General features: G+C 67.4%; 27 protein-coding genes and 1 pseudogene. 10 read left to right on the forward strand and 18 right to left on the reverse strand.

Annotation, left to right across the window (positions count from 1 at the left end; all coding sequences use genetic code 11):
* Positions 1 to 6: 6 nt before the first annotated feature.
* The 7 genes from sctJ to sctV all read right to left on the reverse strand — a co-directional run bounded on the left by sctJ (position 7) and on the right by sctV (position 7,046).
* The gene (gene sctJ / locus APY03_RS00135; RefSeq protein ID WP_232081109.1) at positions 7 to 789 is read right to left on the reverse strand and encodes a type III secretion system inner membrane ring lipoprotein SctJ; all 783 of its coding nucleotides are present in this window, start codon (positions 787 to 789) and stop codon (positions 7 to 9) included.
* Between the two features lie 8 nt (positions 790 to 797).
* A complete protein-coding gene (locus tag APY03_RS00140) occupies positions 798 to 1,223 on the reverse strand; it encodes a hypothetical protein (RefSeq protein ID WP_068672725.1) in 426 nt (141 codons plus the stop codon).
* A 67-nt stretch (positions 1,224 to 1,290) separates the two neighbouring features.
* Positions 1,291 to 1,497 carry a hypothetical protein gene (locus tag APY03_RS00145; RefSeq protein WP_068672726.1) on the reverse strand — a complete coding sequence of 69 codons (207 nt, stop codon included), beginning with the start codon at positions 1,495 to 1,497 and terminating at the stop codon, positions 1,291 to 1,293.
* Positions 1,498 to 1,641: 144 nt separating this feature from the next.
* The gene (locus APY03_RS00150; protein WP_068672727.1) at positions 1,642 to 2,790 is read right to left on the reverse strand and encodes an FHA domain-containing protein; all 1,149 of its coding nucleotides are present in this window, start codon (positions 2,788 to 2,790) and stop codon (positions 1,642 to 1,644) included.
* 5 nt (positions 2,791 to 2,795) lie between these two features.
* Entirely contained in the window at positions 2,796 to 4,667 is a 1,872-nt protein-coding gene (gene sctC, locus APY03_RS00155) for a type III secretion system outer membrane ring subunit SctC (protein WP_232324107.1), read from the reverse strand.
* The gene (gene sctS, locus APY03_RS00160) at positions 4,664 to 4,930 is read right to left on the reverse strand and encodes a type III secretion system export apparatus subunit SctS (protein WP_068672733.1); all 267 of its coding nucleotides are present in this window, start codon (positions 4,928 to 4,930) and stop codon (positions 4,664 to 4,666) included. The genes sctC and sctS overlap by 4 nt, the downstream gene beginning before the upstream one ends.
* 43 nt (positions 4,931 to 4,973) lie before the next feature.
* A complete protein-coding gene (gene sctV / locus APY03_RS00165) occupies positions 4,974 to 7,046 on the reverse strand; it encodes a type III secretion system export apparatus subunit SctV (protein WP_083944069.1) in 2,073 nt (690 codons plus the stop codon).
* A 296-nt stretch (positions 7,047 to 7,342) separates the two neighbouring features.
* Here sctV and sctQ point away from each other — a divergent pair, with 296 nt between their 5' ends.
* The 3 genes from sctQ to APY03_RS00180 all read left to right on the forward strand — a co-directional run bounded on the left by sctQ (position 7,343) and on the right by APY03_RS00180 (position 10,668).
* Entirely contained in the window at positions 7,343 to 8,419 is a 1,077-nt protein-coding gene (gene sctQ / locus APY03_RS00170; RefSeq protein WP_068672735.1) for a type III secretion system cytoplasmic ring protein SctQ, read from the forward strand.
* A 17-nt stretch (positions 8,420 to 8,436) separates the two neighbouring features.
* The gene (gene sctR, locus APY03_RS00175; protein ID WP_068672737.1) at positions 8,437 to 9,096 is read left to right on the forward strand and encodes a type III secretion system export apparatus subunit SctR; all 660 of its coding nucleotides are present in this window, start codon (positions 8,437 to 8,439) and stop codon (positions 9,094 to 9,096) included.
* A gap of 198 nt (positions 9,097 to 9,294) precedes the next feature.
* Complete coding sequence (locus APY03_RS00180) at positions 9,295 to 10,668, forward strand: amidohydrolase family protein (protein WP_068672739.1); 1,374 nt, start codon at positions 9,295 to 9,297, stop codon at positions 10,666 to 10,668.
* 100 nt (positions 10,669 to 10,768) lie between these two features.
* Here the strand turns inward: APY03_RS00180 and APY03_RS00185 are convergent, their stop codons facing one another.
* The 6 genes from APY03_RS00185 to APY03_RS00210 form a co-directional block, all read right to left on the reverse strand.
* A complete protein-coding gene (locus APY03_RS00185; protein WP_068673062.1) occupies positions 10,769 to 11,485 on the reverse strand; it encodes an FCD domain-containing protein in 717 nt (238 codons plus the stop codon).
* A gap of 46 nt (positions 11,486 to 11,531) precedes the next feature.
* Positions 11,532 to 12,557 carry a zinc-dependent alcohol dehydrogenase family protein gene (locus tag APY03_RS00190; RefSeq protein ID WP_232081110.1) on the reverse strand — a complete coding sequence of 342 codons (1,026 nt, stop codon included), beginning with the start codon at positions 12,555 to 12,557 and terminating at the stop codon, positions 11,532 to 11,534.
* Positions 12,541 to 13,119, reverse strand: a complete 579-nt coding sequence (locus tag APY03_RS00195; RefSeq protein WP_068672741.1) for an amino acid synthesis family protein — start codon at positions 13,117 to 13,119, stop codon at positions 12,541 to 12,543. Before APY03_RS00195 ends, APY03_RS00190 begins: the two co-directional genes overlap by 17 nt.
* A gap of 7 nt (positions 13,120 to 13,126) precedes the next feature.
* Positions 13,127 to 14,095, reverse strand: a complete 969-nt coding sequence (locus tag APY03_RS00200; RefSeq protein ID WP_068672750.1) for a Bug family tripartite tricarboxylate transporter substrate binding protein — start codon at positions 14,093 to 14,095, stop codon at positions 13,127 to 13,129.
* A gap of 63 nt (positions 14,096 to 14,158) precedes the next feature.
* Complete coding sequence (locus APY03_RS00205; protein ID WP_068672752.1) at positions 14,159 to 15,022, reverse strand: fumarylacetoacetate hydrolase family protein; 864 nt, start codon at positions 15,020 to 15,022, stop codon at positions 14,159 to 14,161.
* A gap of 46 nt (positions 15,023 to 15,068) precedes the next feature.
* Positions 15,069 to 15,632 (reverse strand): VOC family protein, encoded by a 564-nt coding sequence (locus tag APY03_RS00210; RefSeq protein WP_068672754.1) that lies wholly within the window; start codon positions 15,630 to 15,632, stop codon positions 15,069 to 15,071.
* A gap of 90 nt (positions 15,633 to 15,722) precedes the next feature.
* Between APY03_RS00210 and APY03_RS00215 the strand changes: the two genes are divergently transcribed.
* Both APY03_RS00215 and APY03_RS43075 read left to right on the forward strand, forming a co-directional pair.
* Positions 15,723 to 16,304, forward strand: a complete 582-nt coding sequence (locus tag APY03_RS00215) for an NADPH-dependent FMN reductase (RefSeq protein ID WP_068672756.1) — start codon at positions 15,723 to 15,725, stop codon at positions 16,302 to 16,304.
* A 14-nt stretch (positions 16,305 to 16,318) separates the two neighbouring features.
* Positions 16,319 to 16,443, forward strand: a pseudogene (locus APY03_RS43075) (hemerythrin); the annotation flags it as partial.
* Positions 16,444 to 16,510: 67 nt separating this feature from the next.
* Here APY03_RS43075 and APY03_RS00220 read toward each other — a convergent pair.
* Positions 16,511 to 17,419: a LysR family transcriptional regulator gene (locus tag APY03_RS00220; RefSeq protein ID WP_068672757.1), complete on the reverse strand. Its 909-nt coding sequence runs from the start codon at positions 17,417 to 17,419 to the stop codon at positions 16,511 to 16,513.
* A gap of 96 nt (positions 17,420 to 17,515) precedes the next feature.
* On the opposite strand from APY03_RS00220, the gene APY03_RS00225 reads away from it, so the two are divergent.
* On the forward strand, positions 17,516 to 18,496 hold the full coding sequence (locus APY03_RS00225; protein ID WP_068672758.1) for a Bug family tripartite tricarboxylate transporter substrate binding protein: 981 nt from the start codon (positions 17,516 to 17,518) through the stop codon (positions 18,494 to 18,496).
* 7 nt (positions 18,497 to 18,503) lie between these two features.
* The gene (locus APY03_RS00230; RefSeq protein ID WP_068672760.1) at positions 18,504 to 20,000 is read left to right on the forward strand and encodes a hypothetical protein; all 1,497 of its coding nucleotides are present in this window, start codon (positions 18,504 to 18,506) and stop codon (positions 19,998 to 20,000) included.
* Positions 20,001 to 20,081: 81 nt separating this feature from the next.
* On the opposite strand, the gene leuD is transcribed toward APY03_RS00230, so the two are convergent.
* From leuD to APY03_RS00245, 3 genes are read right to left on the reverse strand one after another with little or no spacing between them, the layout of a single operon-like run.
* A complete protein-coding gene (leuD, locus tag APY03_RS00235) occupies positions 20,082 to 20,720 on the reverse strand; it encodes a 3-isopropylmalate dehydratase small subunit (RefSeq protein WP_068672762.1) in 639 nt (212 codons plus the stop codon).
* Positions 20,717 to 22,132 carry a 3-isopropylmalate dehydratase large subunit gene (leuC, locus tag APY03_RS00240; protein ID WP_068672764.1) on the reverse strand — a complete coding sequence of 472 codons (1,416 nt, stop codon included), beginning with the start codon at positions 22,130 to 22,132 and terminating at the stop codon, positions 20,717 to 20,719. The genes leuD and leuC overlap by 4 nt, the downstream gene beginning before the upstream one ends.
* Positions 22,122 to 23,105 (reverse strand): tripartite tricarboxylate transporter substrate-binding protein, encoded by a 984-nt coding sequence (locus APY03_RS00245; RefSeq protein ID WP_162487104.1) that lies wholly within the window; start codon positions 23,103 to 23,105, stop codon positions 22,122 to 22,124. The genes leuC and APY03_RS00245 overlap by 11 nt, the downstream gene beginning before the upstream one ends.
* A gap of 116 nt (positions 23,106 to 23,221) precedes the next feature.
* On the opposite strand from APY03_RS00245, the gene APY03_RS00250 reads away from it, so the two are divergent.
* Positions 23,222 to 23,977 carry a GntR family transcriptional regulator gene (locus tag APY03_RS00250; protein WP_068672765.1) on the forward strand — a complete coding sequence of 252 codons (756 nt, stop codon included), beginning with the start codon at positions 23,222 to 23,224 and terminating at the stop codon, positions 23,975 to 23,977.
* Between the two features lie 47 nt (positions 23,978 to 24,024).
* The gene (locus APY03_RS00255; RefSeq protein ID WP_068672767.1) at positions 24,025 to 24,822 is read left to right on the forward strand and encodes an IclR family transcriptional regulator; all 798 of its coding nucleotides are present in this window, start codon (positions 24,025 to 24,027) and stop codon (positions 24,820 to 24,822) included.
* Between the two features lie 6 nt (positions 24,823 to 24,828).
* On the opposite strand, the gene APY03_RS00260 is transcribed toward APY03_RS00255, so the two are convergent.
* A complete protein-coding gene (locus APY03_RS00260; RefSeq protein ID WP_146039329.1) occupies positions 24,829 to 25,764 on the reverse strand; it encodes a LysR family transcriptional regulator in 936 nt (311 codons plus the stop codon).
* 61 nt (positions 25,765 to 25,825) lie between these two features.
* Between APY03_RS00260 and APY03_RS00265 the strand changes: the two genes are divergently transcribed.
* The coding region (locus APY03_RS00265) for a TauD/TfdA family dioxygenase (RefSeq protein ID WP_198161196.1) at positions 25,826 to 26,822 on the forward strand (997 nt) is incomplete at its 3' end.

Here is a 26,822-nt window from a genome sequence, read left to right on the forward strand (position 1 = left end):
GCCCGCTCAGCGCCTGAAGACCTGGCTGCGCGACCAGCTGCGCCAATCCAGACCTTGGCGGCGCAGAAGGCCGGGAAGCACCATGAGGCACACGGCCGCCGCGAACAGCAGGCCCAGGAGCAGCATCGCGGTCTGCGTGGAGAACAGGCCGAGCACCTGCGGCTGCGTACCGGCGTTGGTCGCCGGCGTCGCCGCGGACCGGCGCGCCTCGAAGAGCGAGAGCGAGACCTGGTCGTGCGTCAGCCCTTCGATGCTGTGCGCCACCATGTCCTTCACCGCCGGCGCGAGCAGGCGCAGGTCCACATCGGGCCGGTGCTTGATGAAGACGGCGGCCGACGAGGGCCGGATCTTCTCGGACAACGGATCGTTGGCCGGGATGACCACGTGCACGCGCGCCGCCACCACGCCATCGACGTTGCGCAGGGTCTGCGACAGCTCCTGCGAGACGGCGTAGATGTAGCGCATGCGCTCCTCGGAAGGCGTGGACACCAGGCCCTGCTTCTGGAACACCTCGCCCATGGTGGTGTAGCGCTCGGCCGGCAGGCCCTGCGTGCGCAGCACGTCGAGCGCCTGGCCCAGGCGACTTTGCTCGACTTCGACCTGCCAGCTCGTGCCTTCGAGCTTGCTCTTGGCGGCGTCGATGCCCTCGCCCGACAGGGCGGCCACGATCTCGTTGGCCTCCTGCTCGTTGAGGTTGGAGTACAGCGGGACCTTGCAGCCGGCGAGCGCCAAGAGCAGCAGCAAGGCGGCCAGCCAGCGGACGCGGGCGATGAAGGCGACGGGGTTCACCGGCCGCCTCATTGCTGGTTCTTCAGCAGCGTGCCGAACAGGCTGGTCGCGGCGCTGGCCAGCCCGGTGGAGATGTGCATCTTGGCGAACATCATGTGTGCCTCCATCGCGTGGTCGGTCATCACGAACATGGTCTTGATCGGGTCCGACAGGTCGATGGACTCGAGCATGCTGTGGCGCATCTCCTCGTAGGAGCGCACGTTGCCCGAGAACTGCGCGGCCAGCGACCTGGCTGCATCGCCGATGGCGCTGGGCCCGGCCAGGGCCGGTGGCGGGGCCTGCACGCCCTGCATCATGTTGGCGAACATGCGGGTGTCGCCCGGATCGAAGCGGGAGCCGCTCGTGTTTTGTTGCTGTTGCTGCTGCGCCGCGCCGGGCCCGGCGAGTTCGGGCGGCGGCGCGCTTGCGGCGGCCGACGCGATGGGATCGGTCATGGTTCAGCTCCTGGTGAAAAGGGAAACGCCTGCACGAGGCCTTGCGGCCGCGTGCAGGCCTGGACCATCAGGACGACTTCGCCGACTGGCGGATGTCGTTGCCGGTGGACTTGGCCACTTCGCCGCCGGCGGCGCTGGCACCGTTCACCGTGTGGGCGGTGGAGGCCGCACCCTGGATGCTGGTCGATGCCGCCATGCTGGCGGACATGAGGCGCGCGTTGTCGGCCGCGGCCTGGTTCATTTGCTGGATCGAGTTGTCGACAGAGCCTGCCATTTCATTTCTCCTGGTTGATGGGGAATCACTGGGGTTTGAAAGCCCCGTCCGGGTAGGACGAAGCCATTCCACGCGGCGCGCAGGGTCGCTGTCGCCGCATGAAATCGGGGCGCGGGTATCGGGTGCGTGGGTGGGCGCATCTCGTCACCTCGCAGGTTTGCCGTTGTTGGGCACGCCGCCGCTCAGGACCAGCCCGTCGGCGTCGATGCGCTTGAGCTCGGCGCCGGAGCGCAGCACCGAGCCCTCGTAGTAGCGGTTGCCGTTGGACAGCTGGATGTGGCGCAGGCCATTGCCGTCCTCGGTGATGCTCACCATGCGCGCGGGCAGCACGCTCTGCCAGCCTTGCCACTGCGCGCGCAGGTCGGCGTCCTTGTTGTCGGGCTGCGGCTTCTCGCGGTATTGCACCTTGTCGGAGACCAGCACGGCCGGATGCAGGTCCTCGCCCAGGCGCCGGATCTTCTGGCGCACCGCGGCATCCTCCACGGTGCCGCTCAGCACCAACCGGCCCTGGCCCGTGTAGGTGACGGCCACGCCGGGGTCGCCCACGTAGCGCCGCGCCTGCTCGACCATGTCCTCGGCCGAGTGCACGTTGACGGCGACCTTGCCGCCGAAGGGCGCCACCGCGCGCTGCAGCGTCTCGCGGCGCTGCTTCGATTCGACGTAGCCCTTGACGTTGAACTGCCCGCCCGGCGCGGCGACGACCTCGACCTCCGGGAAGGGCACGAGCGCCTTCTCCACTTCCGCCAGGTTCACGCGGCCTACCGCGTCCGCGGACGCGCCGCGCTCGCTGTCCACCCACAGGGCCGCGAGGCCGAGCACGGCCAGGAGCGCCACGATGCCGCCGGCCCAGTCGCCCACACGCGGCCCGCGGCGCTGCGGCGCCAGCGCAGCCGCCTGCGCTGCGGCCGCCGCATCGGGCGCGGCGGCGAACATGCGGTCTTCCTGCACGGCGGCCGGGTAGCTGCGGTCGAGCTGGAAGTCGATCTGGCCCACGCTCACGATGTCGCCGGCCACCACGCTGCGGCGCGGCTGCTGCATCTCCTCGCCGTTGAGCCTGGCCGAGGCGGTGCCCAGGCGCTGCATCGACACCACCAGCTCGCCGACGGTGAAGACGAGGTGCCGCGGCAGGACGTCGCCGCCGGGCAGCATCACCTCGCACTCGCCGCCCGAGCCCAGCACGTTGATGCCGGGCTTCAGCGCAATGGTGCGCCCCTTGACCGCGCCGCTCAGGAAGCGAAGGCACCAGCCGGCATTGGGGGCCGGCGCGGGGTCGAAGGCGGGGTCTTCGCGCATCGGCTTCACGCTCCGGGCGCTGCCGTCGTCGGCGTCGGCGTTGGTGTTGGCGTCGCCATCGACACGGGCGTGGCCTTTGGCGCCGGCATGGGCGCGGGCGTGGAGATGGGCCCCAGCGGCAGCACCGGCGCCGAGGCCGCGGAGCCCGGCACCACCAGGCGCGGGGTCAGCAGGTAGAAGCGCTCCATGTTGACCTGCTTCTTGTCGCTGTACTTGAAGAGGTTCCCGACGCCCGGAATGTCCTTGAGCACCGGCACGCCGGTGGTCGCGTTGGTGCGCTCCTCCGACGAATAGCCGGCGATCAGCAGGCTCGCGCCCTCGTCCACCAGCGCCTGGGTGTTGACGGTGCGGCGCCGCACGATCGGGATGCGGTCCACGGCCTGGCTGCTGAGGTCGCCGTCCACGATATCGATGGACATCATCACGCCGCGGCCGCTCTTCTCCTCGATGATCAGCGGCGTCACGCGCACCGCGGTCCCCGCGGTAATGCTGAAGAGCCCCGCGTCCTGGAAGCCGTCGACCCGCACGTAGAACTCGCTCAGGTTCTCGAGCACGGCCTCGGTGTTGTCCAGCGTCATCACCTTGGGCCGTGCGACGAAGTTGGCGTCGCCGTTGCTGGCCAGCGCGGTCACGCGGGCCAGCAGGTAGTTGCGCGCGCTGTTGCCGATGGCGGCAGTCAGCATGCCGCCCAGCGGCGTCACCGGCTGGCCGCTGGCATTGAAGCCGCCGACCTGGCCGGCCTCGGAGGTCGCGCTGTCCCAGGTCAACGGGCCGCGGTCGCCGCGCCCGGTCTGGAAGTCGCCGTGGCGGCCGTGCAGGCGCCAGTCGATGCCCAGGCTGCTCAGGGTGTCGGAGCTGATATCCATGATCGTCACTTCGATCTCGATCAGCCGCGGGCGCACGTCCATCGATTCGATGAGGCGCTGGTACTGGCCCATGCGCTCGGGCGTGTCGCGCACCAGCACCGCGTTCATGCGGGTGTCGGCCTGGAACTGGGGCAGTTCGTTGCCGAAGGCGGCCGGCATGCCCGCGCCGCCTGCGTCTGCGCTCGCCGGCCCCACGCCCGGCATCTCGATCTTGGGCGCGTTGATCGACTCGCCGCTGCGCAGCTTGATCTGCCGATTGGGCCCCACCGAGAAAGGCGCGCTGGGCCCGCGGCCGGTGCCGCTGCCGGGCGCGTTGCCGTTGCGGCCGTACAGGCTGCGCAGCACGTTGGCCACGCCCGGGATGACGGTCTCCTTGCCCGAGCGGTTGATCCTGAAGTCGGCGGCCCAGGCGTACTTCAGCGGGAACAGCCGGATCTCCGCGCCGTCGGCCAGCGCGCTGCGCTGGTCGGCGAGCTTGACCGCCTGGCGCACCATCTCGACGTAGCGCTTGGGCCCGGTCACATGCACGCTGGCATCGCTCTCGCTGATCGACAGCGGATAGCGCTCGTCGGAGATGCGCAGGCGCACCAGGGTCTCGGCAATGCGGCTGGCGTTTTCGGGCGCAATCGGCAGCACGTCGCTGCGCGAGTCGGCCGCCAGGTCGATGTAGAGGAAGGCCCCGTCGTAGTACCAGGTCAGCCCGTTGACCGCACACACGCTGTTGAGGATGTGCTGCGCCGGCCCCGAGAACTTGCCGCTGATCACGCCGCTTACCTTCGCGTCGATCACCGCCGTGATGTTCTGCGAGGAGGCGAGCTCGCGCAGGAAGTCCGCCATCGGCTTCTCGTTGGCGACGATCTGGAAGGGCCGGTTGTTGTTCCAGCGCAGTTCGGCCGCCGAAGCGGGTTGTGCGGCGGCGAGCAGCAGCGTGGCCAGGCCCAGCAGCAGCCAGGCCTGTTGCCCGGCTTTGCGGGCCTTGCGCAGGGGCATGACGACCATGGCCCAGCTCATGGCAATGACGTGAGCGTGTGGAAGGCACGCTCGGCGAAGCGCATCACGTCGCGGCCCAGCCAGCCGGCCGTGGCGATGATGGCGACCATCACCGCGATCATCCGGATCGACTGGCCGATGCTCTGGTCCTGCACCTGCGTCACCGCCTGCAGCACCGCCACGACCAGCGCGGTGACGGTGGCCACCACCACCACCGGCAGCGAGATCCAGAGCACGAGCAGCAGGCCCTCGCGGGTGATGTCCAGGATGTTCTGCGGTGTCATGGGGCTGGTGGGTTCGCTCGGTGCGCAGGGGGCGGTTCATCGATCAATGGGCTTGCGGATTGGTGACCCAGCCCACCGGCTGCAGGGCCACGTCCTCGTCGACTTCCTGGTAGGACAGCACCGGAAGCGTCGGCGCCACCGGCTCGATCAGGGTCTTGACGTAGCGGCGCACGTCGGAAGACGCGATGGCCACCACGCGGTTGGCGGTCGAGCCGAGGATGCGGCGCACCTGCTCGCGGATGTCCTGCGCCACGGCCGGGCTCAGCAGCAGCAGGTTGCCGCGCGGCGAGCGCTCGACCGCGTTCTGCACGCGCTCGAGCAGGCTGGACTCGAAGAGGATGGCCTCGAGCTGGCGGCTCGATCCCACGTAGCGGCTGGTGATGTAGCGGCCGAGGTGGATGCGCACCAGCTCGGTCAGCGCGATCGAGTCCTGCTCCTTGGGCGCCCAGATTGCGAGGCATTCGAAGATGGCGTGCAGGTTGCGGATCGGGATGCCCTCCTGCAGCAGCCGGCGCAGCACCTCGGCGATGCGCTGCGGCGAGGCCACGCGCGCCACCTCGGCCGAAAGCTCGGGCGCATCGCGCTGCACCGAATGCAGCAGACGTTGCACTTCCTGCAGGCCGATCAGCTCGCGCACGTTGCGGCGCACGGCGTGGTCGACGTGCAGGCCCACCACCTCGTGCGCCTCCCAGGTCCGGAGGCCGGGCTGCGCGCCCTGCACCCACACCACGCGCGCGAAGGGGCCGAAGGGTTCGGCCACCTGCGCGCCTGCGGGCGGCGTGGTGGCCTCGGCCGGATCGAGCAACTGCCAGCCCGGCTGCAGCAAACCTTCGGACACCACCACGTCATGCACCAGCACCTGGTAGCCGTGCTCGGGCAGGCCGGCCGCATAAGCCAGTTGCAGGCGCGGGAACACCGGCCCCAGGTCGGACTCGACGGCGGTCTTGACGCCGGAGAGCTCCTGGTCGAGGGCATGGCGGTCGACCGCGCCGCGCAGCGTGTCGGACAGTCGCACCGCCAGCGGCGAGGCGATCGCATGGGCGCTCTCGCCCTCCTCCTCGTCGATGGCTTCGCGGTGCGAGATCCAGCCCGGCGTGCGGCGCCGCGCGCGCACGCGGCGCATTGCGAAGCCCAGGCCGATGATCAGGGCCGCCAGCAGGCCGAACACCCACTTGGGGAACCCCGGCACCACCAGGAAGCTGGCGACCGCGATGCCCGCGATGACGAGGGCGCGCGGATGTGCCATCAGCTGCTCGCCGATCTGGCTGGCGAGCTGCGCGTCGCGGCGCTCGCCGCTGCCCACGCGGGTGATCACGATGCCGGCGGCGATCGAGACCAGCAGCGACGGGATCTGCGAGACCATGCCGTCGCCCACCGTGAGGATGGCAAAGCGCTGCAGCGCGCCGGCAAGCGTCATCTCGTGCATCAGCGTGCCGATGGCGATGCCCGCGAGGATGTTGACGAGCGCGATGACGATGCTCGCGATGGCGTCGCCCTTGACGAACTTCATCGCGCCATCCATCGCGCCGTGCAGCTGGCATTCCTGCTCCAGCACCTGGCGCCGCTTCTGCGCCTGCGCCGAGGAGAGCACGCCGGCGCGCACGTCGGCGTCGATGCTCATCTGCTTGCCCGGCATCGCGTCCAGCGCGAAACGCGCCGCCACCTCGGCCACCCGCTCCGAGCCCTTGGCGATCACGATGAACTGGACGATGGCGATGATCAGGAAGACCACGCCGCCGACCACCACGTTGTTGCCGACGATCAGCTTGCCGAAGGTGTCGATGATGTGGCCGGCATTGGCCTGCAGCAGGATCAGCTTGGTGGAGGCGATGTTGAGCGCCAGCCGGAACAGCGTGGTGAAGAGCAGCAGCGAGGGAAAGGTGGAGAGCGACAGCGCCGAGGGCACGTACATCGCCACGATCAGAAGCACCAGGCTGATCGCCAGGTTGCTCGCGATCAGCAAGTCCAGGAGCGGCGTCGGCAGCGGCAGCACGAAGAGCGCCACCACCACCACCAGCAAGCCCGCGAGCAACAGATCGCAGTAACGGCCGGCGTTGGCGAACAGGTCGCGCAGGCTGCCACGGTACGGCGGCAAGGATCGGGCGGGGCTCGCCATGGTTGTTTCTGTTTGGTTTTGCTGGCCTTGCGATCCGGCGCAAACACGCCGGCCTCGAACGTGAAAAAGATCACGTCGCGGCGGACTCTAAGTGGCACCCTCTGTTTACGGCAACCACGAGTTCTCGTAGGAACCCGCGCCCGTGTCGCATCCGCAGCACTACGGATTTGCGTACTACCTCGCCTGGGTTGCTTTCGCTAAGCTGCGCCGCGATGCGACAGCGGCCCGCTGCCCGCGCGGAAAGTGGACAGTGACAGGACCCAGCGATTTGCAGCGACTCTTCAACGAAAGCACGCATGCCCGCGCAGGCCGCTGAGCCGGTGACCGAGCTCGGCGAGGCGCGCGCGCTGCCGCGGGCCGAGCCCGCGAACGTGCGTGCGCTCAACCGCCTGTACGGCGCGGCACCGCCGGGCGAGCTGGTGGCGCGCGATGTGCGCTATCGCCTCTCGTGGCGGCACGAAACGGGGCCGGTGCCCATGGTGCGCGAAAGCTTTCGCTTCAGGCTCGGAGCGCATGTGGGCCACCTGGGCCTGGATGCGCCGAGCCTGCAGTCCCTGCTGGGTGAACGCCGCCTCGATCTGCTGCCGCGCGAGCTGCGCTACATCCTGCTGGCCGACGCGCTGCATCGGGTGGCCGATGCGCTGGAGAAGGCGCTGCGCCTGCACTTCGAATGGCAGCCGCAGGAGGGCCCCGATGCCGTTGCGCCGCCCTGCGATGCGGAGCGCGCGGCCTTCTTCGAGGCCACGGCGGTCGAGGGCGGCGCGGCCTTGCGCGGCTTCGTCCAGTTCGACGACGGCGGGACGCTCGATGCCTTGGTGCCGGCCGATGCCGAGCGGCACGCGGTACGTGCAAGCATCGTCTTCGATGCGCTGCGGCTGCCGGTTCATTTCGCGATCGGCAGCACGCCGATCCAGTTGCGCGAGATCAACAGCATCCGCGCCGGCGACATCGTCGGCATCGAGCAATGGAGCTCCTCGGGCGGCGCGATCGTGGTCACGGCCGCGCTCGGCGGCTCCGGGGGCCGGCAGCTCACGGCCTTTGCCGAGGGCTCGCGCATCACCGTTCAGCAAACCAGAGACAGCGCCATGAAAACAGACTCCCCCGCCCCCACCGCCGACGCCAGCGTCAACCTGCCGATCGATCGGCTCGATGCGCTGGAGGTCACGCTGCGCTTCGAGGTCGGCGAGCTGTCGTTGTCGCTCGGCGAATTGAAGAGCATCCGCGCCGGCCACGTGTTCGAGCTCGGCCAGCCGCTCAATCGCAGCCCGGTGCGCATCCTGGCGCACGGCAACGTGCTGGGCAAGGGCTACCTGGTTGCGGTGGGCGACCGGCTGGGGGTGCGCGTGTCGGAGTTCGCGCCCGGCGAAGTCTGAGCGGGCCGGCGGCGAAGATGCAGGGCGGACTCCCCGAACCCCTCACGCTGGTCGCGCTGATCGTCGCCTTCGGCGTCGCGCCCTTCGTGGCGCTGATGGTGACCAGCTACACCAAGCTGGTGATCGTCTTCGGCCTGCTGCGCACCGCGCTGGGCCTGCAGCAGACGCCGCCGAACATGGTGCTGAACGGCATCGCGATCATCCTGTCGGTCTACATCATGGCGCCGGTGGGCATGGACGTGGGCGACGCGCTGCGCCATCGAAACTTCGGCGCCAAGGGCGAAGGGCTCAACGACATCGTGGCGGTGATCGATGCAGCCAAGGCACCGCTCAAGGAGTTCTTGCAGAAGCACACGCACGAGCGGGAGCGGCAGTTCTTCCTGAAGTCCGCGTCCAACATCTGGCCGCAGGCCCGCGCCGAGCAGTTGCGTGCCGACGACTTCATGGTGCTGGTGCCGAGCTTCACCCTGAGCGAGCTGACGCGGGCCTTCCAGATCGGCTTCATCATCTACCTGGTGTTCGTGGTGGTGGACCTGATCGTGGCGACCGTGCTGCTGGCGCTGGGGATGTCGATGATTGCGCCGACGACCATTTCATTGCCGTTCAAGCTGCTGTTGTTCGTGATGCTGGATGGATGGACACGGCTGGTGCATGGGTTGGTGTTGTCGTACCGGTGAGCGGCACATCTGCGAACCCCCGAACGCCGCTTCGACGTCGACTGCATTGCACGCTGGCGTGCGTCAGCCAGTGCGGTCAAGAGCGGGATGGCCCCGACGGCTTGGTGGAGCAGAATCGGGAGGTCTCGTCGAATCCAAGGGGGCTCATGGCGCCGTTGGCGGGCCGGCGGGGCTTCTCGATCAAACCGGGGGACCACCATGCATGACAGCGACCCTGAGGGCAAGCGTCTTCCCATCAAGCTCGACAGCACCTCGAATGGCGAGTTCGCACCGGTGCCGCTGTGGCCGGCGAACATCGAAGCCAACCGCCTCGCACACGAGGCCGCGGCAACCAACGCGAAGCGGCTGGGATGCTCGAAGCGAGCGTTCCTGACCTCGTCCTGTGGCGCGGCCAGCACGCTGCTGGCCTTCAACGCGGCCAACGCCGCGGCCGGAAGGACCGGCGGCTTCTTCGAGCTGCCCCGCGACGCCGGGCTGGATATGCAGCTCGCGCGCGCGCAGGTCGGCCCCGCCAGGCAGGAGTTCATCCTCGACGTCCAGGGCCACTTCATCGACACGCCGAAAGGCAATTCCAAGAGCGCAGAGGTCTTCCTCAAGGACGTGTTCATGGACAGCGACACCGACGTGATGGTGCTGTCCTTCGTGCCCTCCGCCCGCGACGCCGAACCCGTCACGATCCAGGCCGCCGACGAGGTCCGCAGGCTGGTCGACAAGCTCGAGGGAACGCACCGGCTGCTGCTGCATGGACGCGTCAACCCGAACCAGCCCGGAGACCTCGAGGGCATGGACGAGTTGCACGAGAAATGGGGCATCAGCGCCTGGAAGACCTACACGCAGTACGGACCGAGCGGCAAGGGCTACTTCCTGCACGACGACGTCGGCATCCGGTTCATCGAGAAGGCTCGCGCACTGGGCGTCAAGAACATCTGCATCCACAAGGGGCTGCCGTTCGGACGGCGCTCCTACGAGCACAGCCAGTGCAGCGACATCGGCGTCGTCGCCAGGCGTTACCCGGACGTGAATTTCCTGATCTATCACTCGGGCTTCGTCAGCACGGTGACCGAAAAGGCCTACGACGCGAGCGGCAAGAGCGATGGAATCGACACGTTGATTACGTCCTTGCGCAAACACCAGGTCAAGCCGAACAGCAACGTCTATGCGGAGCTGGGCAGCACGTGGCGCTTCCTGATGCGTGACCCCGAGCAGGCGGCTCACGCCCTCGGGAAACTGATCGTCGCGTGCGGCGAGAACAACGTGCTGTGGGGCACGGATTCGATCTGGTACGGCTCACCGCAGGACCAGATCCAAGCCTTCCGGACGTTCCAGATCTCGGCGGAACTGCGCGAACGGCATGGCTATCCCGAGATGACGCCTGCGCTGCGGGCCAAGATATTCGGTCTCAACGCCGCGAACGTGTACGGCTTGACGCCGACGGAAGTGAAGCGATACACCGCCCGCGACCCGGTCGCCCGAAAGCGCATGGCCTACCTGGAGAAGCCCGATCCTCACTTCAGGACCTACGGGCCAAAGACGCGACGCGAGTTCCTCAGGGGGTTGGATCCCGCTGTCTGAGCAGCGCAGCGGAGACTGTTGGCGCAAGAGGCTCTCACCCGGTACGTCTCAACGACTGGTTTCCGCTCGCACCGTCGATTCAGCCGATCGACCCGGATCGTCACGCGGCGACTGCGCGGCGCATGGCGGCTTCGACGTTGCGCTGCGTGCCAAGGATGTGCTCGCCGAGCAGCGCGCAAGCTGTATCGGCATCACGACGCAGCGTGGCCTCCATGATCTTGCGGTGCTCGCTCGACTTGCGCCGGCCGACTTGCCGGTGGCGCGCCGAGAAGCGACGGTAGCGCTCGGCCTGGTCGAACAGGCTCGCGCTCCATAGCCGCTGGCGTTCGGAAGCGCAGGCAGCAATCAGTGCCGCATGGAAATTCCGATGCAGCTCGCTCCATTCCTCGTCCAGGATGACCGGTCCATCGCTCAGGCGAGATTCGATCTTCTCGAGCCGGTGGAAGGCGGCGACGATCGCGCCTTCCCAGCTGTCGTCGCCGCGTTCGATGGCACTGCGCAGCGCCTCGACATCGAGCATCAGCCGCATGTGCGTGATGTCGGCCAGGTCCTCGGCGGAAATCAGCGCGACGCGAAAGCCCCTGCGCTCATCCGCCTTGACCAGGCCTTCCTGTGCTAGACGGCTCAGCGCTTCGCGCAGCGGGCTGCTGGAGAACCCGTAGTGCCCCTGCAGATCGTCCAGCTTCAGCTTGCTCCCCGCCTCGAACAAGCCGGTCAGGACGTCGCGGCGCAGGCGCCTGAAAGCCTGCTCCGCAAGAGGGGTCGATGGCTCGGAGGCGACCGCGACGAGTGAGTTCATAAGATGAATTTTATGCATGATCACTCGGAGCTTGCAAAGAGCCGGAGACGACTCGCAGGTGCGATCAAGGCATCAGCACGATCTTTCCCGGCATGCCACCGCTGTCGAGCAACTCGTGCACACGGCGCGCCTCCGACAGCGCAAAGGTCGCGACCTTCGGCGCGCGAACGCGGCCTTCAGCCATCAGGGCGATGGCGGACTCCATCAAGCCGCGGCGCTGGCTCGCATCCACATCGATGGCGTGGATGGAGAAGGTGCGCACAGCGAGGCTCCTGCCCAGCAGCTTGCGAAGTTCCTCGAACACGTCGCCGGCAGGCGGACCATTGACGATGTTGTAAGAGACCACCATGCCGCAGGGTGCCAAGGCGCGCAGGCAGGCGATGAAGAGCTCACCGCCCAGGTGATCGAAGGCCAGGTCGACGCCACGACCGTCCGTCAGCTGCATCACTTTCTCGGTCAGCCCATGTGGATCGCTCTCGATGACCTCGTGCGCACCATTGGCCAACGCGAAGTTTCTCTTCTCCGGGGTCGAGGCGGTTCCGATCACACGCAGTCCGCGGTCGCGGGCGACCTGTACCAGCGCCGTCGCCACACCACCGGCCGCACCGGGCACCAGGATGGAGGTCGCCGGCAAATTGCCGTTGCTCGACAGCATCGCCAACGCGAGCTGGAAGTTTCCGAGGCTGACGGCATCCTCGAAGCGGATCGAGTCGGGAAGGACGAAAGGAGCGGCCTGCGGCACGCAGATGGCCTCTGCATAGCAGCCGCCGCGCTGCGCCAGTTCACGCGCGCTCACGAGCACCCGCTGCCCCACCCGCAGAGAACTCACGCCGGGGCCGATCGCGTCGACGACACCGGCCATCTCGTTGCCGGGGGTCGCCGGCATCGGCGGCATCCATTTGTAGGTGCCGTTGCGGATCAGGACGTCGGGCCCGCCGGCGCCGATCGCCATGGCCTTGACCCGCACCTCGCCTGCGCGGGGTTGCGGCAATGGCAGCTCGACGAGTTGCAGGACTTCGGGCCCGCCGGGGGCCTGGAGTTGAATGGCCTTCATGATGTTCGACCAGCCTGCCTCAGCGCTGCCCGTCATGGACGGACACCTGGTCCTTGGTCAGCCCGCCGAGGCGCGCATGCACGCGGCCGCCGGTGCCCATCACCAGCGCGAAGAGGATCTCGTTGGGCCGGGGCGCGTCCTGGATGCCGATTTCCATCGAGTTGTAGTGACTGCGCACGTAGGCCGCGTGGACGTAGTGCAGCGGCACCATGATCCGGTAGCCCGTCGCCGCCACCGCCTTGGACGACGGGACGATCGCCTTCGGCTCGCCCAGCACCTCGCGCATGGCCCAGCCGCCGGCCTCGTGCCAGACGGCACCGTGCTCCAGCTCTCCGTTCACGCCGACGATCGCGGCCTTGCTGTAGACCTCGACCTTGTCGCGCCCGAGCGTCTCGATCAGCTCGGTCGCCAGCAGTGTTCCCAGGGAGCGCAGCTCGGCCATGAAGGGAATCAGGTCGGGTTCATAGCGCCCCGCATAGGGGTTGCGGATGACCGCGCAGGCAGCGGCCAGCTTCAGGGGCGTGTCGACCGGCGGCCCGCCCTCGTGGTAGATGGTCTCGATGGCAAGACTGCGCTTGCGGATTTCGATCAGGGACATGAAAACCTCATTGCCTTGGAATGTGTGCATCGTTCACGACGGCCGTCCAGCGCTTCAGCTCGGCGCTCACCATCGTGGTCATTTCTTCCGGCGTGCTGCCGCGCGCTTCGCCGCCCATGTCCTCCAGGCGTGCACGGACGGCGGCCACCTGCAGGGCCTTGAGTGTCTCCGACCGCAGTCGCTCGACAATCGGGCGCGGCGTGCCGGCCGGCGCCATGAAGCCGGCCCATGAGCTCACGTCGTAACCTGCCACGCCCTGCTCCGCCACCGTCGGCACCTCGGGCATTGCGCTCCAGCGCTGCGCGCCGGTGGTGGCCAGCGCTCTCAGCTTGCCCGCCTTGATGTTGGGCATCACCGCCGTCGGCGGCGCGACGATCAAGGGGATCTCGCCGCCGAGCAGCGCCGTGACCGAGGCAGCATCGCCGCGATAGGGAACATGAAGCAGCTCGGCCTTCGCGCTCTTGACCAGGAGCTCCCCCGCCAGGTGGTGCGTGGAGCCGATGCCGGCCGAGCCGTACGAGATGCTGCGTGCATCGGCACGCGCGGCAGCGAGCAGCTCCGCGAGGCTGCGGTAGGGTAAATCGGCACGCACCACCAGCAGGAACGGAAAGAAGGTGACCGTGGAGATCATCTGGAAGTCCGACACGGTCTGGTAGTTGAGCTTGCTGTAGAGCGCCCCCGCCACCGCGTGCCCGCCGGTGGCCAGGAGCAGCGTGTACCCGTCGGGCCGGGCGCGCGCCACCGTGGTCGCCGCGATGGTTCCGCCCGCGCCGGTCTGGGCCTCGATCACGAAGGGCTGGCCCAGGCCCTTGGCCATCTCCGCGCTGACCACGCGCGCGATCGTGTCGGCATTGCCGCCTGCGGCGAAGCCCTGGTAGATCTTGATCGGCTTGTCCGGGAAGTCCTGGGCCAAAGCTGTGATGGGTGCCGCGCAGGCCAGGGTCAGGCCTGCGGCAACGAAATGTCTGCGCCGCATGGTGCTTGTCTCCGATTTGTTCTGGGATGAAGGCCGCATTCTTCAGCGGCCTTGCGGAAAGGCTCAGTCCTGCTGGACGATGGGGTTGCGAAGGATGCCGATGCCCTCGATCTCCACCTCGCACACGTCACCGGGCTTCATGAAGCGTTGCGGCTTCCTGCTCCAGCCGACGCCTGCAGGCGTGCCGGTCGCGATCACGTCGCCGGGCGTGAGCGTGAAGATCGTCGAGGCGTAGTTGATGAGCTTCGGAATGCTGAAGATCATGTGCCCCGTGTGGCTCGACTGCACGACCTCGCCGTTGAGCCGCGTCTCGAGCTTGAGTTGACGGCCGGGCTCGATCTCGTCAGCGGTCACCATCCAGGGACCGAAGCCGCCGGTCGATTCGAAGTTCTTGCCTGAGGCGATCTGCTTGGCATGGAACTGCCACTCGCGCACGCTGCCGTCGTTGTAGCAGGCGTACCCCGCCACATGGTCGTAGGCGTCCGCCTCGGCGATGTTGCGCCCGCCCTTGCCGATGATCACGGCGAGCTCGCCTTCCCAGTCAAGCGATTCCGATACGTGCGGGCGCACGATCGGCTCGTTGTGCGCGCACTGGGAGCGCCAGACGCGCAGAAAGATCGGGGGCTGCTCCGACAACTCGCGCTGCATGCCCGCCGCCAGCACTTCCTGGTGATGGTCCATGTAGTTGCGCACCGCGCAGACGATCTTCTCGGAACGGGGGATCACTGGCAGAAAGCGGATGTCGGCCAGTTTGGCGGCGACCGGCAGGCCTTCGACATGCTGCGCCGCTTGCGTGTACTCGCCCGAGGCGATGTAGTCGGCCAGGCAAGCATGCTGGGGGCGCGCGGCGCCGAGGTCGACGACGCCGTCACCGACGACGGCGCCCCAGGTTTCGCGGCCTTGGTGGACAAATGACAAAAGCTTCATGAGAACTCCAGTTGGGATGGGTGGTGAAGAAGGGCTGCCGCGAACGTCAGGCAGCGGATGCGGTGGGAGCAGGCGACTGCGCCTCGAACCGCGCTTGCCACTGCGCGAGCGGCATGAAGGTGGGGTCCCGGCGGCAGGCCTCCTCGGTCTCGCGCATCAGCGTCTCGTCGTCCTTGGAGAGATCCAGCGGATCGCCATGAGGCTGCGCGACGTAGAAGGGCGTATCGACATAGATCTCCACCGTGTTGCCTTCGGGGTCGAGCATGTAGACGGACAGCGCATTGCCGTGGTTGAGGCCGCGAATCTCGGTGGCGCCCCGCTCGGCCGCACGCGCCGAGATCTCGCGCAGGTGCTGGATGCCCGGCACCACGAAGGAGACCTGCATCACGGTGCTGAATCTGGCTTCCACGGGCCGGCCCGAGGCGAGCACCAGCTGGTGATGCTGGTCCGCGCTGGCGCTCATGAAGACCAGCTTGTTGCGGAAAGTCCGCCCCTCGCCCCGATCGGTGACGGTGAGGTCGAAGGTCTCGGTGTAGAAGGCCACCATCCGTTCCAGGTCGGTGACGAAGATTCCGAAGTGCGAAGGCGTAGGCCGGTTGACCTTGAGCATGATGTCTCCTGCTGTTGCGCTGTTTCTCTTCTTTGTGCATTTTGCGGCATTTTATGCATAAACTCCAATAGCTGTACAACTTTGATTACCATGCACCAACAAGCCTCTACCACCCGCACCCGTCTGCTCGGCATCTCCGGCAGCATCCGAAGCCAATCGAACTGCACCGCGGTGCTTCGCAGCCTCCAGGCGCTGCTGCCGGATTCGACGTCCATCGAGCTCTTCCCGCTGAACGAGATCCCGCTCTACAACGCCGATCTGGACGGCGCCGCGCCGCCTGCGGCCGTCGCCGAGCTGAAGCAGGCGATCTCGCAGGCCCACGGGCTGGTTGTCTGTTCGCCCGAATACAACTACGGCATGCCGGGCGTGCTGAAGAATGCGATCGACTGGGCTTCACGTCCCGCGTTCGCCTCGCCGCTGAAGGGCAAGCCGGCGCTGGTCATGACGGCCTCCCCCGGCAGCGCCGGCGGCGTGCGCGCGCAGGCGCAGATCCGGGATGCTTTCGCGGCCACCCTGGCGAGGCCGGTGGTCCGTCAGCACGTGGCGATCGCGAACGTCGCCGCACAGATCAGCGACGGCCGCCTCGTCCACCAGCCGACGCTGGACTTCGTGAAGCTTGCACTCGACGATCTTCTGGCCGAGATCGCGCTGCTCGGCGGCACCGGCAGCTGATCCAGCGCACGCGGTCGTGGTTTCCCGACACGCCGACTACCTGGACTCCGCCCTGGCGGCATGGATGTGCAAGCAGCAGTTCGGCGGCAAACCCGTGGTGCTGCATCGACCTGGCGGGGCCCGCGATACGACGGGCTGAGCGGCGCGTGCCCAGTCGATCGATCTCGCCGATTGAGGGGGCGTCCCCAGGCTTTGCGCCGAAGCCCCTACTGCAACGAGAGACTGACGGCGCGATGCAGCTGGGCGAGCGCCGACGGGTCGACCATCGACCGCTTGCGTGCGACCCAGTAAGTCGACCATCGCGTGCCCGGCGATATCAGCGGCCTGACCGCGTAGACATCGCGGTCGAGGTACTCGCCCGCATGGCGCGGCAGCACCGCCGCGCCGAGGCCCTGCCGAACGAGTGCCAGGGCGGTCGAATAGAGCTGCACCTCGTAGCCAACCGTCAAGTGGCGTTCCCGCGCCAGCTGATCCAGCAGGAGAGCACGCCACTGCCCGCCGTTTCGCCCCACGAGAATGAGCTCGGTGCCCTCCAGGTCCTGCCATCGAACGCCCTTTGCGCGTGGCGGCACCTTTCCGGCGAGCGGATGGTCGAGGGCGCAAACGACGCACAGAGTGTCGCAGATCAAGAGCTCGGACTTGAATTCACCCGACTGCTTCAGCGAGGCGTCGGTCGAGCCGATCACCACGTCGGCTTCGCCTGACACGAGCAGATCGGTCAGCAGCATGGCCGGGCGGTCGATGACTTCGACGCGCAGGGGCAATGCCTCGTCGTGCAGCCGGCGCAGCGCACTGGGAATGAAGGTGGCCGCCGAAAGCGAGCCGGCGCCCAGGCGGATCACCGCCGAAGCCGTGTGCCGGCCCGCCTTCACGTCCTCCACCGCACGGGCCACTTCCCGCATCGCCTGGTGGCCCGCGCGCTGCAGGTGCTCGCCCGCTTCCGTCAGGCGTGCCGTGCGGCCCCGCACCACCAGTCTTGTGCCGAGTTCGGCCTCCAGTTCCCGCACCAGGATGCTGATGGCCGACTGGGTGACGAACATCCGCTCGGCCGTCCTCGTGAAGCTGGCGGTTTGCCCGATGAGCTCGAGGGCTTGCAGTTGTCGCAGCGTTGGCATGAGGCAAACTCATTCATGGATGTGTATTCTTAATTTTACTTATCCAGCCGGCCGCAGCACCATCTCACGCATCGTCACAGACCGAGCGAGCACCGCATGATGGATCCATCCCGCAGAAAAATTCTCGTCTCGAGCGCGGCGGCACTGGCGCTCTCCTCCAGGGCATGGGCGCAGCCGGCCTACCCGTCGAAGCCGATCCGCATCGTTGTCGGCTTCCCGGCCGGAGGGGCACTCGACGTCGCGACGCGCGCCCTGACGCAAGCGTTGGCCGTCGGGGCGCTGCACCCCATCGTCGTGGACAACAAAGTGGGCGCAGGCGGAACGATTGCCTTGACCGAGGTGGCGCGCGCCGCGCCCGACGGCTACACGCTCGGCCTGGGAACGACGTCCAACCTGGTCATCGCCCCCTACCTGTACCCGCGGCTTGCCTACAAGGCCGAGGCCGATCTCGTGTCGCTGGGCGAATTCGCACAGGGCCAGAGCCTCGTCTATGCGAGCACGAACTCCGGCCTGAGGACGTTGAGCACGGCCATCGCGGCAATGCGCAAGAATCCCGGCAAGCTCTCCTTTGCCTCGCCGGGCACCGGAACGACCGCGCACCTGTCCTTCGAGATGTTCAAGGCGCGCGACAAGCTGTTCATCGTGCATGTGCCTTATCGCGGCACTCCCCAGGCGATGAACGCAGTGGCGAGCGGGGAAGTCGAACTGGGCGTGGACGCCATCGGTCCGGTGCTCCCGCTGATCCGGGCCGGCCGCGTCGTGCCGCTGGCCCAGAGCGGCGAGCGGCGCTCGGACTTCCTGCGCGACGTTCCTACCCTGAAGGAGCTCGGATTTGCCGAGATCGTCGGGACCAACGGTCTGAGCCTGGTGGCACCGGCCGCACTGGGCGATCCGGTGCGCACACTGATCCAGGCCGAACTGCAAAAGGCCGTCGAGCAGCAGGAGTTCCTCGCGCACATGAACAACCTCGGCCTGCAGGCGGCCTTTCGTACCGCCTCGGAGGTTCGAGATGGCATGAAGGCGCAGCAAGCCTTTTGGGCACGCGCCGTGCGGCACTCTGGCGCCACCAACGATTGAGCCAGCGATGATCTACTTCGGCGACATCCACAATCACAACGCCCACGGCTACGGCAAAGGCACCATCGAGCGCAGCATCGATATCGCGCGGGAGCATCTGGACTTCTTCGCCTTCACCGGCCACTCGAGCTGGCACGACCTCACCGCCATCGAGAACGGCCGCGAGCGGCACTTCATCGACGGGTTCCGCCGGCTGAAGGAGACCTGGCCGCGCGTGCAGGAACGCATCGCGCAGGCCAATGCCCCGGGTCGCTTCGTGTCCTTCCTCGGCTTCGAGTGGCACTCGAACATGTACGGCGACCAGTGCGTGATCTTTCCCGGCGACCACCGACCCATCAAGTACACCTCGAGCCTGCAGGGCCTGCGCGAGTTCTGCCTCGACGAGCGCGCGCTCATGATTCCGCATCACCTGGGCTATCCCCGGGGGCGGCGCGGCGTCAACTGGGACGTCTTCGATCCGGCCTGTACGCCGGTGGTCGAGATCTTCTCCTTCCACGGCCTGTCCGAGCACGATCGCGGGCCGCACCCGATGGTGCGCGGCTCCCCTGGCGGGCGGCAGACGCAGAACACCGTGCGCGCTGCGCTCAACGCCGGCTTGCGATTCGGCTTCGTCGCCTCGACGGACAACCATGCGGGCTTCCCTGGCGCCTGGGGTGAGGGCTTGCTGGCCGTGCACGCGGATGCGCTGTCGCGTGAGCACGTGCTGGACGCGGTGCGGTCGCGCCGCACCTATGCCTTGACCGGCGACCGCATTCGCCTGGATTGCAGTCTCAACGGCGCGCCGATGGGCGCGATGGTCGCTCCAGCGCGGGAGTACCGGCTGCAGGCCGACATCGAAGCGGCGGACGAGATCGATGTCGTCGAACTCGTGGTCGACGGCGAAGTCCTCGAGCGCTTCTGGCCGCGCAAGCCGGCGCACAACGCCGCGCTGGAAAGTGGCGAACCGCTGTTGGTGCGGTACGAGTGGGGTTGGGGGCCCTGGGGGGAACTCAGCCTCGACAGAATCGCCGATTGGCAGCAGCGGATCGGCATCGAGGGAGGACGCCTGCTGCGCGTCGACAAGTGCCTGGGTGGGGGTCCCTATGACGAGGACCGCAGGCACCGCATCGCCCAGGACGGCGACTGCGTCGACATCCGCTCCTACACCTCGCGCCGCAACGCCTTCGCCGACGTCGCGACGCATGCCGTCGTCTTGCAGATCCAGGGCGATGCGGCCACCGAGTTGACGATCGAAACGCAGCGCCCTGCCAGGCTCTCCCATCGTGTGCGCCTGCGGGAACTGCTGTCGGGCTCTGCCAACTTCCACGTGGGCGCCTACGGCACCGAAAGCTTCCAGTTCCACCGGGCCGTCGTGCCTTCGGACTGCCGGATGGCGATCGACCTCGCGATCCCGGCGAGCGCATTGGCAAGCTACGCCTACCTGCGGGTCCGGCAGCTCAACGGGCAGCTCGCCTGGGCCAGCCCCTTCTTCGTCGCCGCCCGACCCGCGCGACGCGCGAGCTGAGCGTGCTCAACTCCTTGCCTTGCCGACCAGGCGCAGGCCCGGTCGAACTTCGCGGCGATGCGGGTGAAGCAGGTGACACGCCTATCGGACGACCGCCGGCCATTCCCACGGTCGCCTGGCCTTGGCGGATTGCTGGAAAACGCTGATCTGGTCGGCTCGCCTGAGCGTGACCGCAACCTCGTCTTCGCCGCGCAGGAGCATGGTTTGCCGGAAGGACGGGAGTGCAAAAAGATACTCGCTCCCGTCCGGCGCGACCAGAGCCGATCGCTCGACGTCGAGCAGAAAATCCGCGCCGCTTGCGGCGAGCGCACCCAGGTGTTGCACGGTCTCGAAGTCGAGCACGAGCGCAAGCATGTGGTTTCGAAAGCAGTTGTCCTGGAAGATCTGGCCAAAACTCGGCGCGATGACGCAGCGGATGCCAAAGGCCTTCAGCATCGTCGCAGCGGTTTCTCTGGAACTCCCGCATGCGAAATTGGGCCCTGCCAGCAGGAATCTCGCTTGTCTGAACGGGGCCTGGTTCAGCACGAACTCCGGCTGGTCCGCGCCGGTGCCGTCATAGCGCCACGGCCCGAAGAGTCGTTGTGCAAGCTCGGCATCGCTGCGAATCCCGGCCGGTTGCATGCCATCCGGCGCGCGCACCAGAGGCGCGATGATGTCGGTGTTGATGTTCGGCGACAGCATGGCTGCGGCCGGGCCGCGCAGCTCGACCAGTGCGCTCATCGCAAACTCTCCGACGGCAATTTGCGCGGGTCCGCGATGGCGCCGGCGCAGGCGGAGGCTGCTGCAAGCGCGGGGCCCGCGATGTGCGTGCGGCTGCCCGGTCCCTGACGGCCGGCGAAGTTGCGGTTCGCGGTGGAAACGGCCCGCTCGCCGGGAGCGATGACGTCGCCATTGGCGCCCAGGCACATGGAGCAGCCTGGCGTGCGCCAGTCGAAGCCTGCATCGATGAAAACCCGGTGCAGCCCTTCGGCCTCGGCATCGCGCCTGACCTGCTCCGAGCCCGGTACGACCCAAGCCTGGACATGTGCCGCGACGTGCCGCCCGCGGAGCACGGCGGCGGCGTCGCGAAGATCCGGCAGGCGGCTGTTGGTGCAGGAGCCGATGAAGACCCGGTCGATCGGCAGGCCCTCGATCGCTTGCCCGGGCCGCAGGCCCATGTAGTGCAGCGACGCTTCCATGGACGCGCGACGTCCGGCATCCCTTTCGCAGGCAGGGTCAGGCACGCAGCCATCGATGGGCAGCACCATGTCGAGGCTGTTGCCCCACGTCACCTGGGGCGAGAGCTCGCTTGCGTCGATTGCAACCTCCCTGTCGAAGCGCGCGCCGGCGTCCGTGGGCAGGGTCCCCCAGTCCGCGACCGCGGCATCCCACATTGCGCCACGAGGCGCATGCGGGCGGCCTGCGAGCCATTCGCAGGTGGTGTCATCGGGCGCGATCATGCCGAAGCGCGCACCCCATTCGACCGACATGTTGCACAGCGTGAAGCGCGCCTCCATGGACAGCCCGCGAATGGCGCTGCCCGAGTACTCGACCGCGAAGCCATTGCCGGCGTCCACGCCCAGCGTCGCGATCAGATGAAGGATGAGGTCCTTGCCACCCACGCCGTCCGGCAATGTGCCATCGATGCTCACGCGCTGCGTGCGCGGCTTTCGCTGCACGGAGGTCTGGGTCGCGAGGATGTGCACCAGCTCGCCCTGGCCCACCCCCCACGCGAGCGCCCCAAGCGCTCCGTGCGTGCAGGTGTGGCTGTCGCCGATCGCGACCGTCAGCCCCGGCAAGGCGATGCCGAGTTCAGGCGTGATCACGTGCACGATGCCATGTCCGATGCTCCCGATGTCGAACAGGCGGATGCCGAACTTCCGCGTGGCCGCGCGCAATGCCACGACGTGGGGATTGTTCGACTGTCGAGGATCCGGATCGCGTGGATCGGAGGAAATCGAATGATCGGCAGTGGCGAAGGTGAGCTCAGGATTGCGCACCGCCAGGTTGCGCTGGGCGAGATGGGTGAACGCGTTGCCGTTGAAGTCGGGCACGACGTGGCGGTCGACGTGCAGCAGCGCAAAGCCCTCGCCGAGATCGGCGACCACATGGCGCTGCCAGACCTTGTCGAACAGGGTGGCTTCAGTTGACACGGGCGCCGGACTCCTTCACGGCACGCTTCCAGTGCTCGACATCGCGTCGTATCACTTGCGCGAACTCCGGGGCCGACGATGCCACCACGGACATCGCCTGCTGAGCGAGTTGCTGGCGAATCTCGGGCAATGCGAGCACCTTCACGACGTCGGCGTTGATCTGGTCGAGCAGGTCGGGCGCCATGCGGCCGGGGGCGATCAGGCCGAACACGCTGTCGTAGCCGGTGCCCTTGACGGTCTCCTCGAGCACGGGGAATTCCGGATAGAGCTGGTTGCGCTGAAAGTCCGTGAGGCCGAGCACCTTGAGCTTGCCTGCCTTCACGTGCGGCAGCGCCGATTCAAGCACCACGAAGCCTGCGGGAATCCGCCCCGGCAGCAGTTCGCGATAGGCCGCGTTGCTGCCGGAGAAGGGCACATGGACCATGTCGAAGCCCCTGCGCACTTTCAGGAGCTCGCCGGTGATATGGCCCCCGGTGCCGACACCCAGCGACGCATACGACAGCGCGCCCGGGCTCGCCTTCGCCTGTGCGATGAGACCTTCGAGGTCGTGCGCAGGGAAAGATGGATGCGCGACCAGCGCGCCCGTGATATTGCCGATCTGGGTGACCGGCGAAATGTCCTTGAAGGTGTCGTATGGCAGGTCGTTGCGCAGGCTCGGATTGATCGTCAACGCGCTGATCGCCACGCCGAGTGTGTAGCCGTCGGGCGGAGACTGGACTACCGCCTGTGTCCCGATGATCGTGCCGCCGCCGGGCTTGTTGTCCACCACCACCGGCTGGTTCCAGAGCTGCGAGAGCTTGAGCGCGATCGGGCGAACGATCGCATCGGTGGCACCGCCGGCCAGCAAGGGCGAGATCAGGCGCACGGTGCGAGTGGGCCGGAACGCGGGCGCTTGCTCGCCTTGCGCCAGGGACGGGGTTTGCCAGGAGGCGGAAGCGGCTGCGGTGGCCAGGAGCCAAGCGCGCCTGGTCATGCGCCCGTTCGGCCGTGGCCGCGCCGAGGCAGGTGAATCGTGTTCGTGCATCTGTCTACTCCGTCAGTCTCAATTGTATTGATGTTAATACAAATGACGCTGATAGCATCCGTCACATGCAGCCTGCCGATTCGCTCCCCGGAGCGCCGCTCCATTTCCAGATATCGACACTCATCAAGGACGGCATCGCCAGCGGCCGCTATCACCCAGGCGATCAGTTGCCGACCGAGGAGGCGCTCGGCGCGGCCCACGGCGTTTCACGGGTGACCGTGAGGCGGGCTCTCAAGTCCCTGGAGCTGCAGGGACTCATCGAGCGAAAGGCGGGGCGCGGCACCTTCGTCTCGGCAAAGGCCTCGGTGCTGAACCTTCCAGCACCCATCGCGCCCTACCTCGAAAGGGTGGCCGAGCGCCGCGCGCTGAGCAGGCCCGTGGTGAAGGAGTTCGACTTCGTGGCGGCCCCACCCGATGTGCGCAGCGGATTGCAGCTTCCCGATGGGGCCATGACGCTGCGAGTGGTTCGGCTGCGCCTCGTCGGACGCCTGCCCATCGTGCACACCACGCTGTACCTGCCCGAGGCGCTCGGGCGCCGGTACAAGCGCAGCGACTTCGGCCAGTCGGCCCTGTCGGAGCTGCTCGCCCGCGAAGGACATGTCTATTCGAAGATCGACATGGTCACGCGCGCCCGGCTTGCCACGCCGCTCATCGCCCGGCTGCTGCACGTCGAGGTAGGGGCCGCGCTCGTCGATGTGCATCGGATCGGCTACGACGCAACAGGCCGGCCGATCGAGTACCAGCAACTGCAGGGGCCGCCGGATCGATTCGAAACGCACGTGGTTCTCACGCAACCGCACACGGAGGCGGGCGGTACGTGAGCCGTCGCGGATCGCAACCGACGGAATCGCCCTAGACTGAAGCCCGCATGAACAACACCTTGCTCAAGGGCCTTGCCGTCCTCGAACTTCTTTCGCGCAGCCGCCAGGCGCTCGGGTTGACGCAGATCGGCAAGGAACTGCAGATGTCGAAGAGCAATGTGCATCGACTGATGCAGGCGCTCGTGGAAACGCGCTTCGTGCTGCGTGACGAGGAAACCGGCGCCTACACGCCTTCGATCAAGCTCTGGGAGCTCGGATCCGCGGTGCTCGGCAAGCTGGACCTGCGCCGCCATGCGGAGCGCCAGATGGAAAGCCTCATGGAGTTCGCCGGCGAGAGCGTGCACCTGTCGGTGCTCGATGGCATGGAGGTGGTGTACGTCCACAAGGTCGACAGCGAACGTCCGGTACGCGCCTATACGCAGATCGGTGGCCGTGTGCCCGCCTATTGCGTCGCAACCGGCAAGGTGCAGCTCGCGTTCGGGCGCGAACACGTGCTCGAATCCGCGTGCGCGGCCCTCAAGCGCCACACCGACGCCACGATCACCGACCGCGAAGAATTCCTCAAGGACATGCGCAAGGTCCGTCAGCGCGGCTATGCCGTCAACCGCGGGGAGTGGCGCGAAGGCGTCCATGGCATCGCGGCGCCCATCATGGATGCACGCGGTTTCGTGATCGCCGCCGTGGGCATCTCAGGGCCGGCTGAGCGATTTCGCAAGGCGGTGGTGCCAGGTTGGGCCGATGCGGTGATCGCGACCGCGGCAGACATCTCCGACGCGCTCGCCGGCGAGCGTTCGCCCGCCGCGTTGAATCGGCTGCGCTTCGGAAGCACCCACGCGCCCCCGTGAGCCATGTCAAGCGGCCGCGTGCCGCCCGCGTCGCACCGCAGTGACCGCCTCGGTCACGGCCGAGACGAACGCCGTCGGTCTTTGCGCGAACGCCAACAGCGTGAGCTCCACGCCCGGCATCGCGGGGTTCGCACTCAGGATCTCCAGCTTGCCCAGGGACACCTCGGTGCCGTAGTAGTCGCAAGGCAGCAGTCCCACGCCCTCCCCCTGTGATACCAGGCGCGCGATGACTTCCATGCTGTTGCAGGTGATCGCCGGCTGGAAGCGCACGCCGCCGGCCTTGAACCACGCCTTCATCGCCGCGTGGTGGAAGGACTCCTGCGAAAAGGCGATCACCGGGTAGGCTGCCAGGTCCGCTGGCGTGATTGCGCTGCGCGCTGCGCCGAGCGAGGGGCTCGCCATCCACGCAAAGCGTTCCTCGCCGACCGGCTCGCATCGCAACTCGTCGTCGTCCGGACGGCCCGCAATGATCGCCACGTCGAGCTCGGCGCCGCGCAGCTTCTGCGCGAGCACCTTGGAAAGCGCCACCTCCACCTGAAGTTGCAGCGCCGGATGCCGGGTGCGCAGTTCACGTACCAGCGCCGGCAGCCAGGTGCCTGCCACGACGCCAACGACGCCGAGCCGCAGCGTGCCGGTGAGCGACGCGCGATCGGAAATGCGCTCGCGCAGCTGTTCCAGTGCGCCCACCACCTGCCGCGACATGGCGAACAGCTCGCGGCCCTTGGCCGTCAGCTGCGCCCTGTGCGTGCTGCGGTCGAACAGCGCGACGCCGAAATAGTGCTCGAGGTCTTTCACCCGCGCGGAGACCGTGGACTGCGTGGTGTGCAGCGCCTCGGCCGCCGCCGCGAAGCTGCCCTTCTCCACGACCTGAAGGAAGGTTTCGAGTTGCTTGACGTTCATCGCCGGCAGCGATGGATAGCCATCGCCCGAATTCGTTGGCAAGTCTAGCGGAGGCCTCCTAGACTGCCTCGCATCGATTCAACACATGCATTCAGGAGACTTCATGCAAGCCACAGGCAACATCCTCAGCGAAGCAGAGCACAGCCCCGCCTGCATCATCCCGCGCACGCGGCTCGCGGGCGGGGTCGTGTGGGACGCCGCAAGCCTGAGGCCGACAGACGGCATCGTGACGCTCGAAGTTGATGCCCTGCACGAACTCGAGGGTGTGGTGGCCTTGCTCCGAGAAAATCCCTTGCCCGTCGAAATGCTGGGGCCCGACGCCTTCCGCATCGATGCGTGCCGCCGCATGATGGCGCGCGTGCGCCAGACGCTGGAGACCGGTGTCGGCTTCGTGATCATCGACAAGTTGCCCATGGACGTGTTCTCCAAGGAGGATGCCAAGGCCATCTACTGGATCCTGTCGCAACTCGTGTCGCGCCCCGTCGCGCAGAGCTGGGACGGCAAGATGATCTACGACGTGCGCGACCTCGGAAGGCCTCCGGGCAATGGCGTGCGGCCCGACGTGACCAATGCCGAGCAGAACTTCCACACCGACAACAGCTACAACCTCTGCGCGCCCGACTACGTCGCCCTGCTGTGCCTGCGCCCGGCCAAGGAAGGCGGAATCAGCAGCATCGTCAGCTTCCACACGGTCTACAACGAGATGCTCGCGAGGCACCCGGAGCTGATCGATCGGTTGTTCGCGCCCTACCTCTTCGATCGCAACCGTGAGCATGCGCCGGAGGCGCCGCCGGTCATCAGCCACCCCCTGATGCAGATGACGGACGGACGCCTGACGAGCCGGCTCTCGCACCGCCATGTCGTCAACGGCTACAGGATGGCCGGCATCGAGCTCGACGGGCTGGGCAAGGACGCGCTCGAAGCCCTCGAAGCCACGATGAACCAGCCGCACCTGATCCGCGAGTTCTTCTTCGAGCCGGGCCAGATCCAGATCGTCGACAACCGTCGGCTGGGCCATCGCCGCACCGGCTACACCGACTTTGCGGAGGATGACCGCAAGCGCCACCTCGTGCGCCTGTGGCTGCGCTCGCGCGGCCGCC

It is taken from the genome of Variovorax sp. WDL1 (assembly GCF_001541225.1).
Lineage (GTDB): Bacteria > Pseudomonadota > Gammaproteobacteria > Burkholderiales > Burkholderiaceae_C > Variovorax.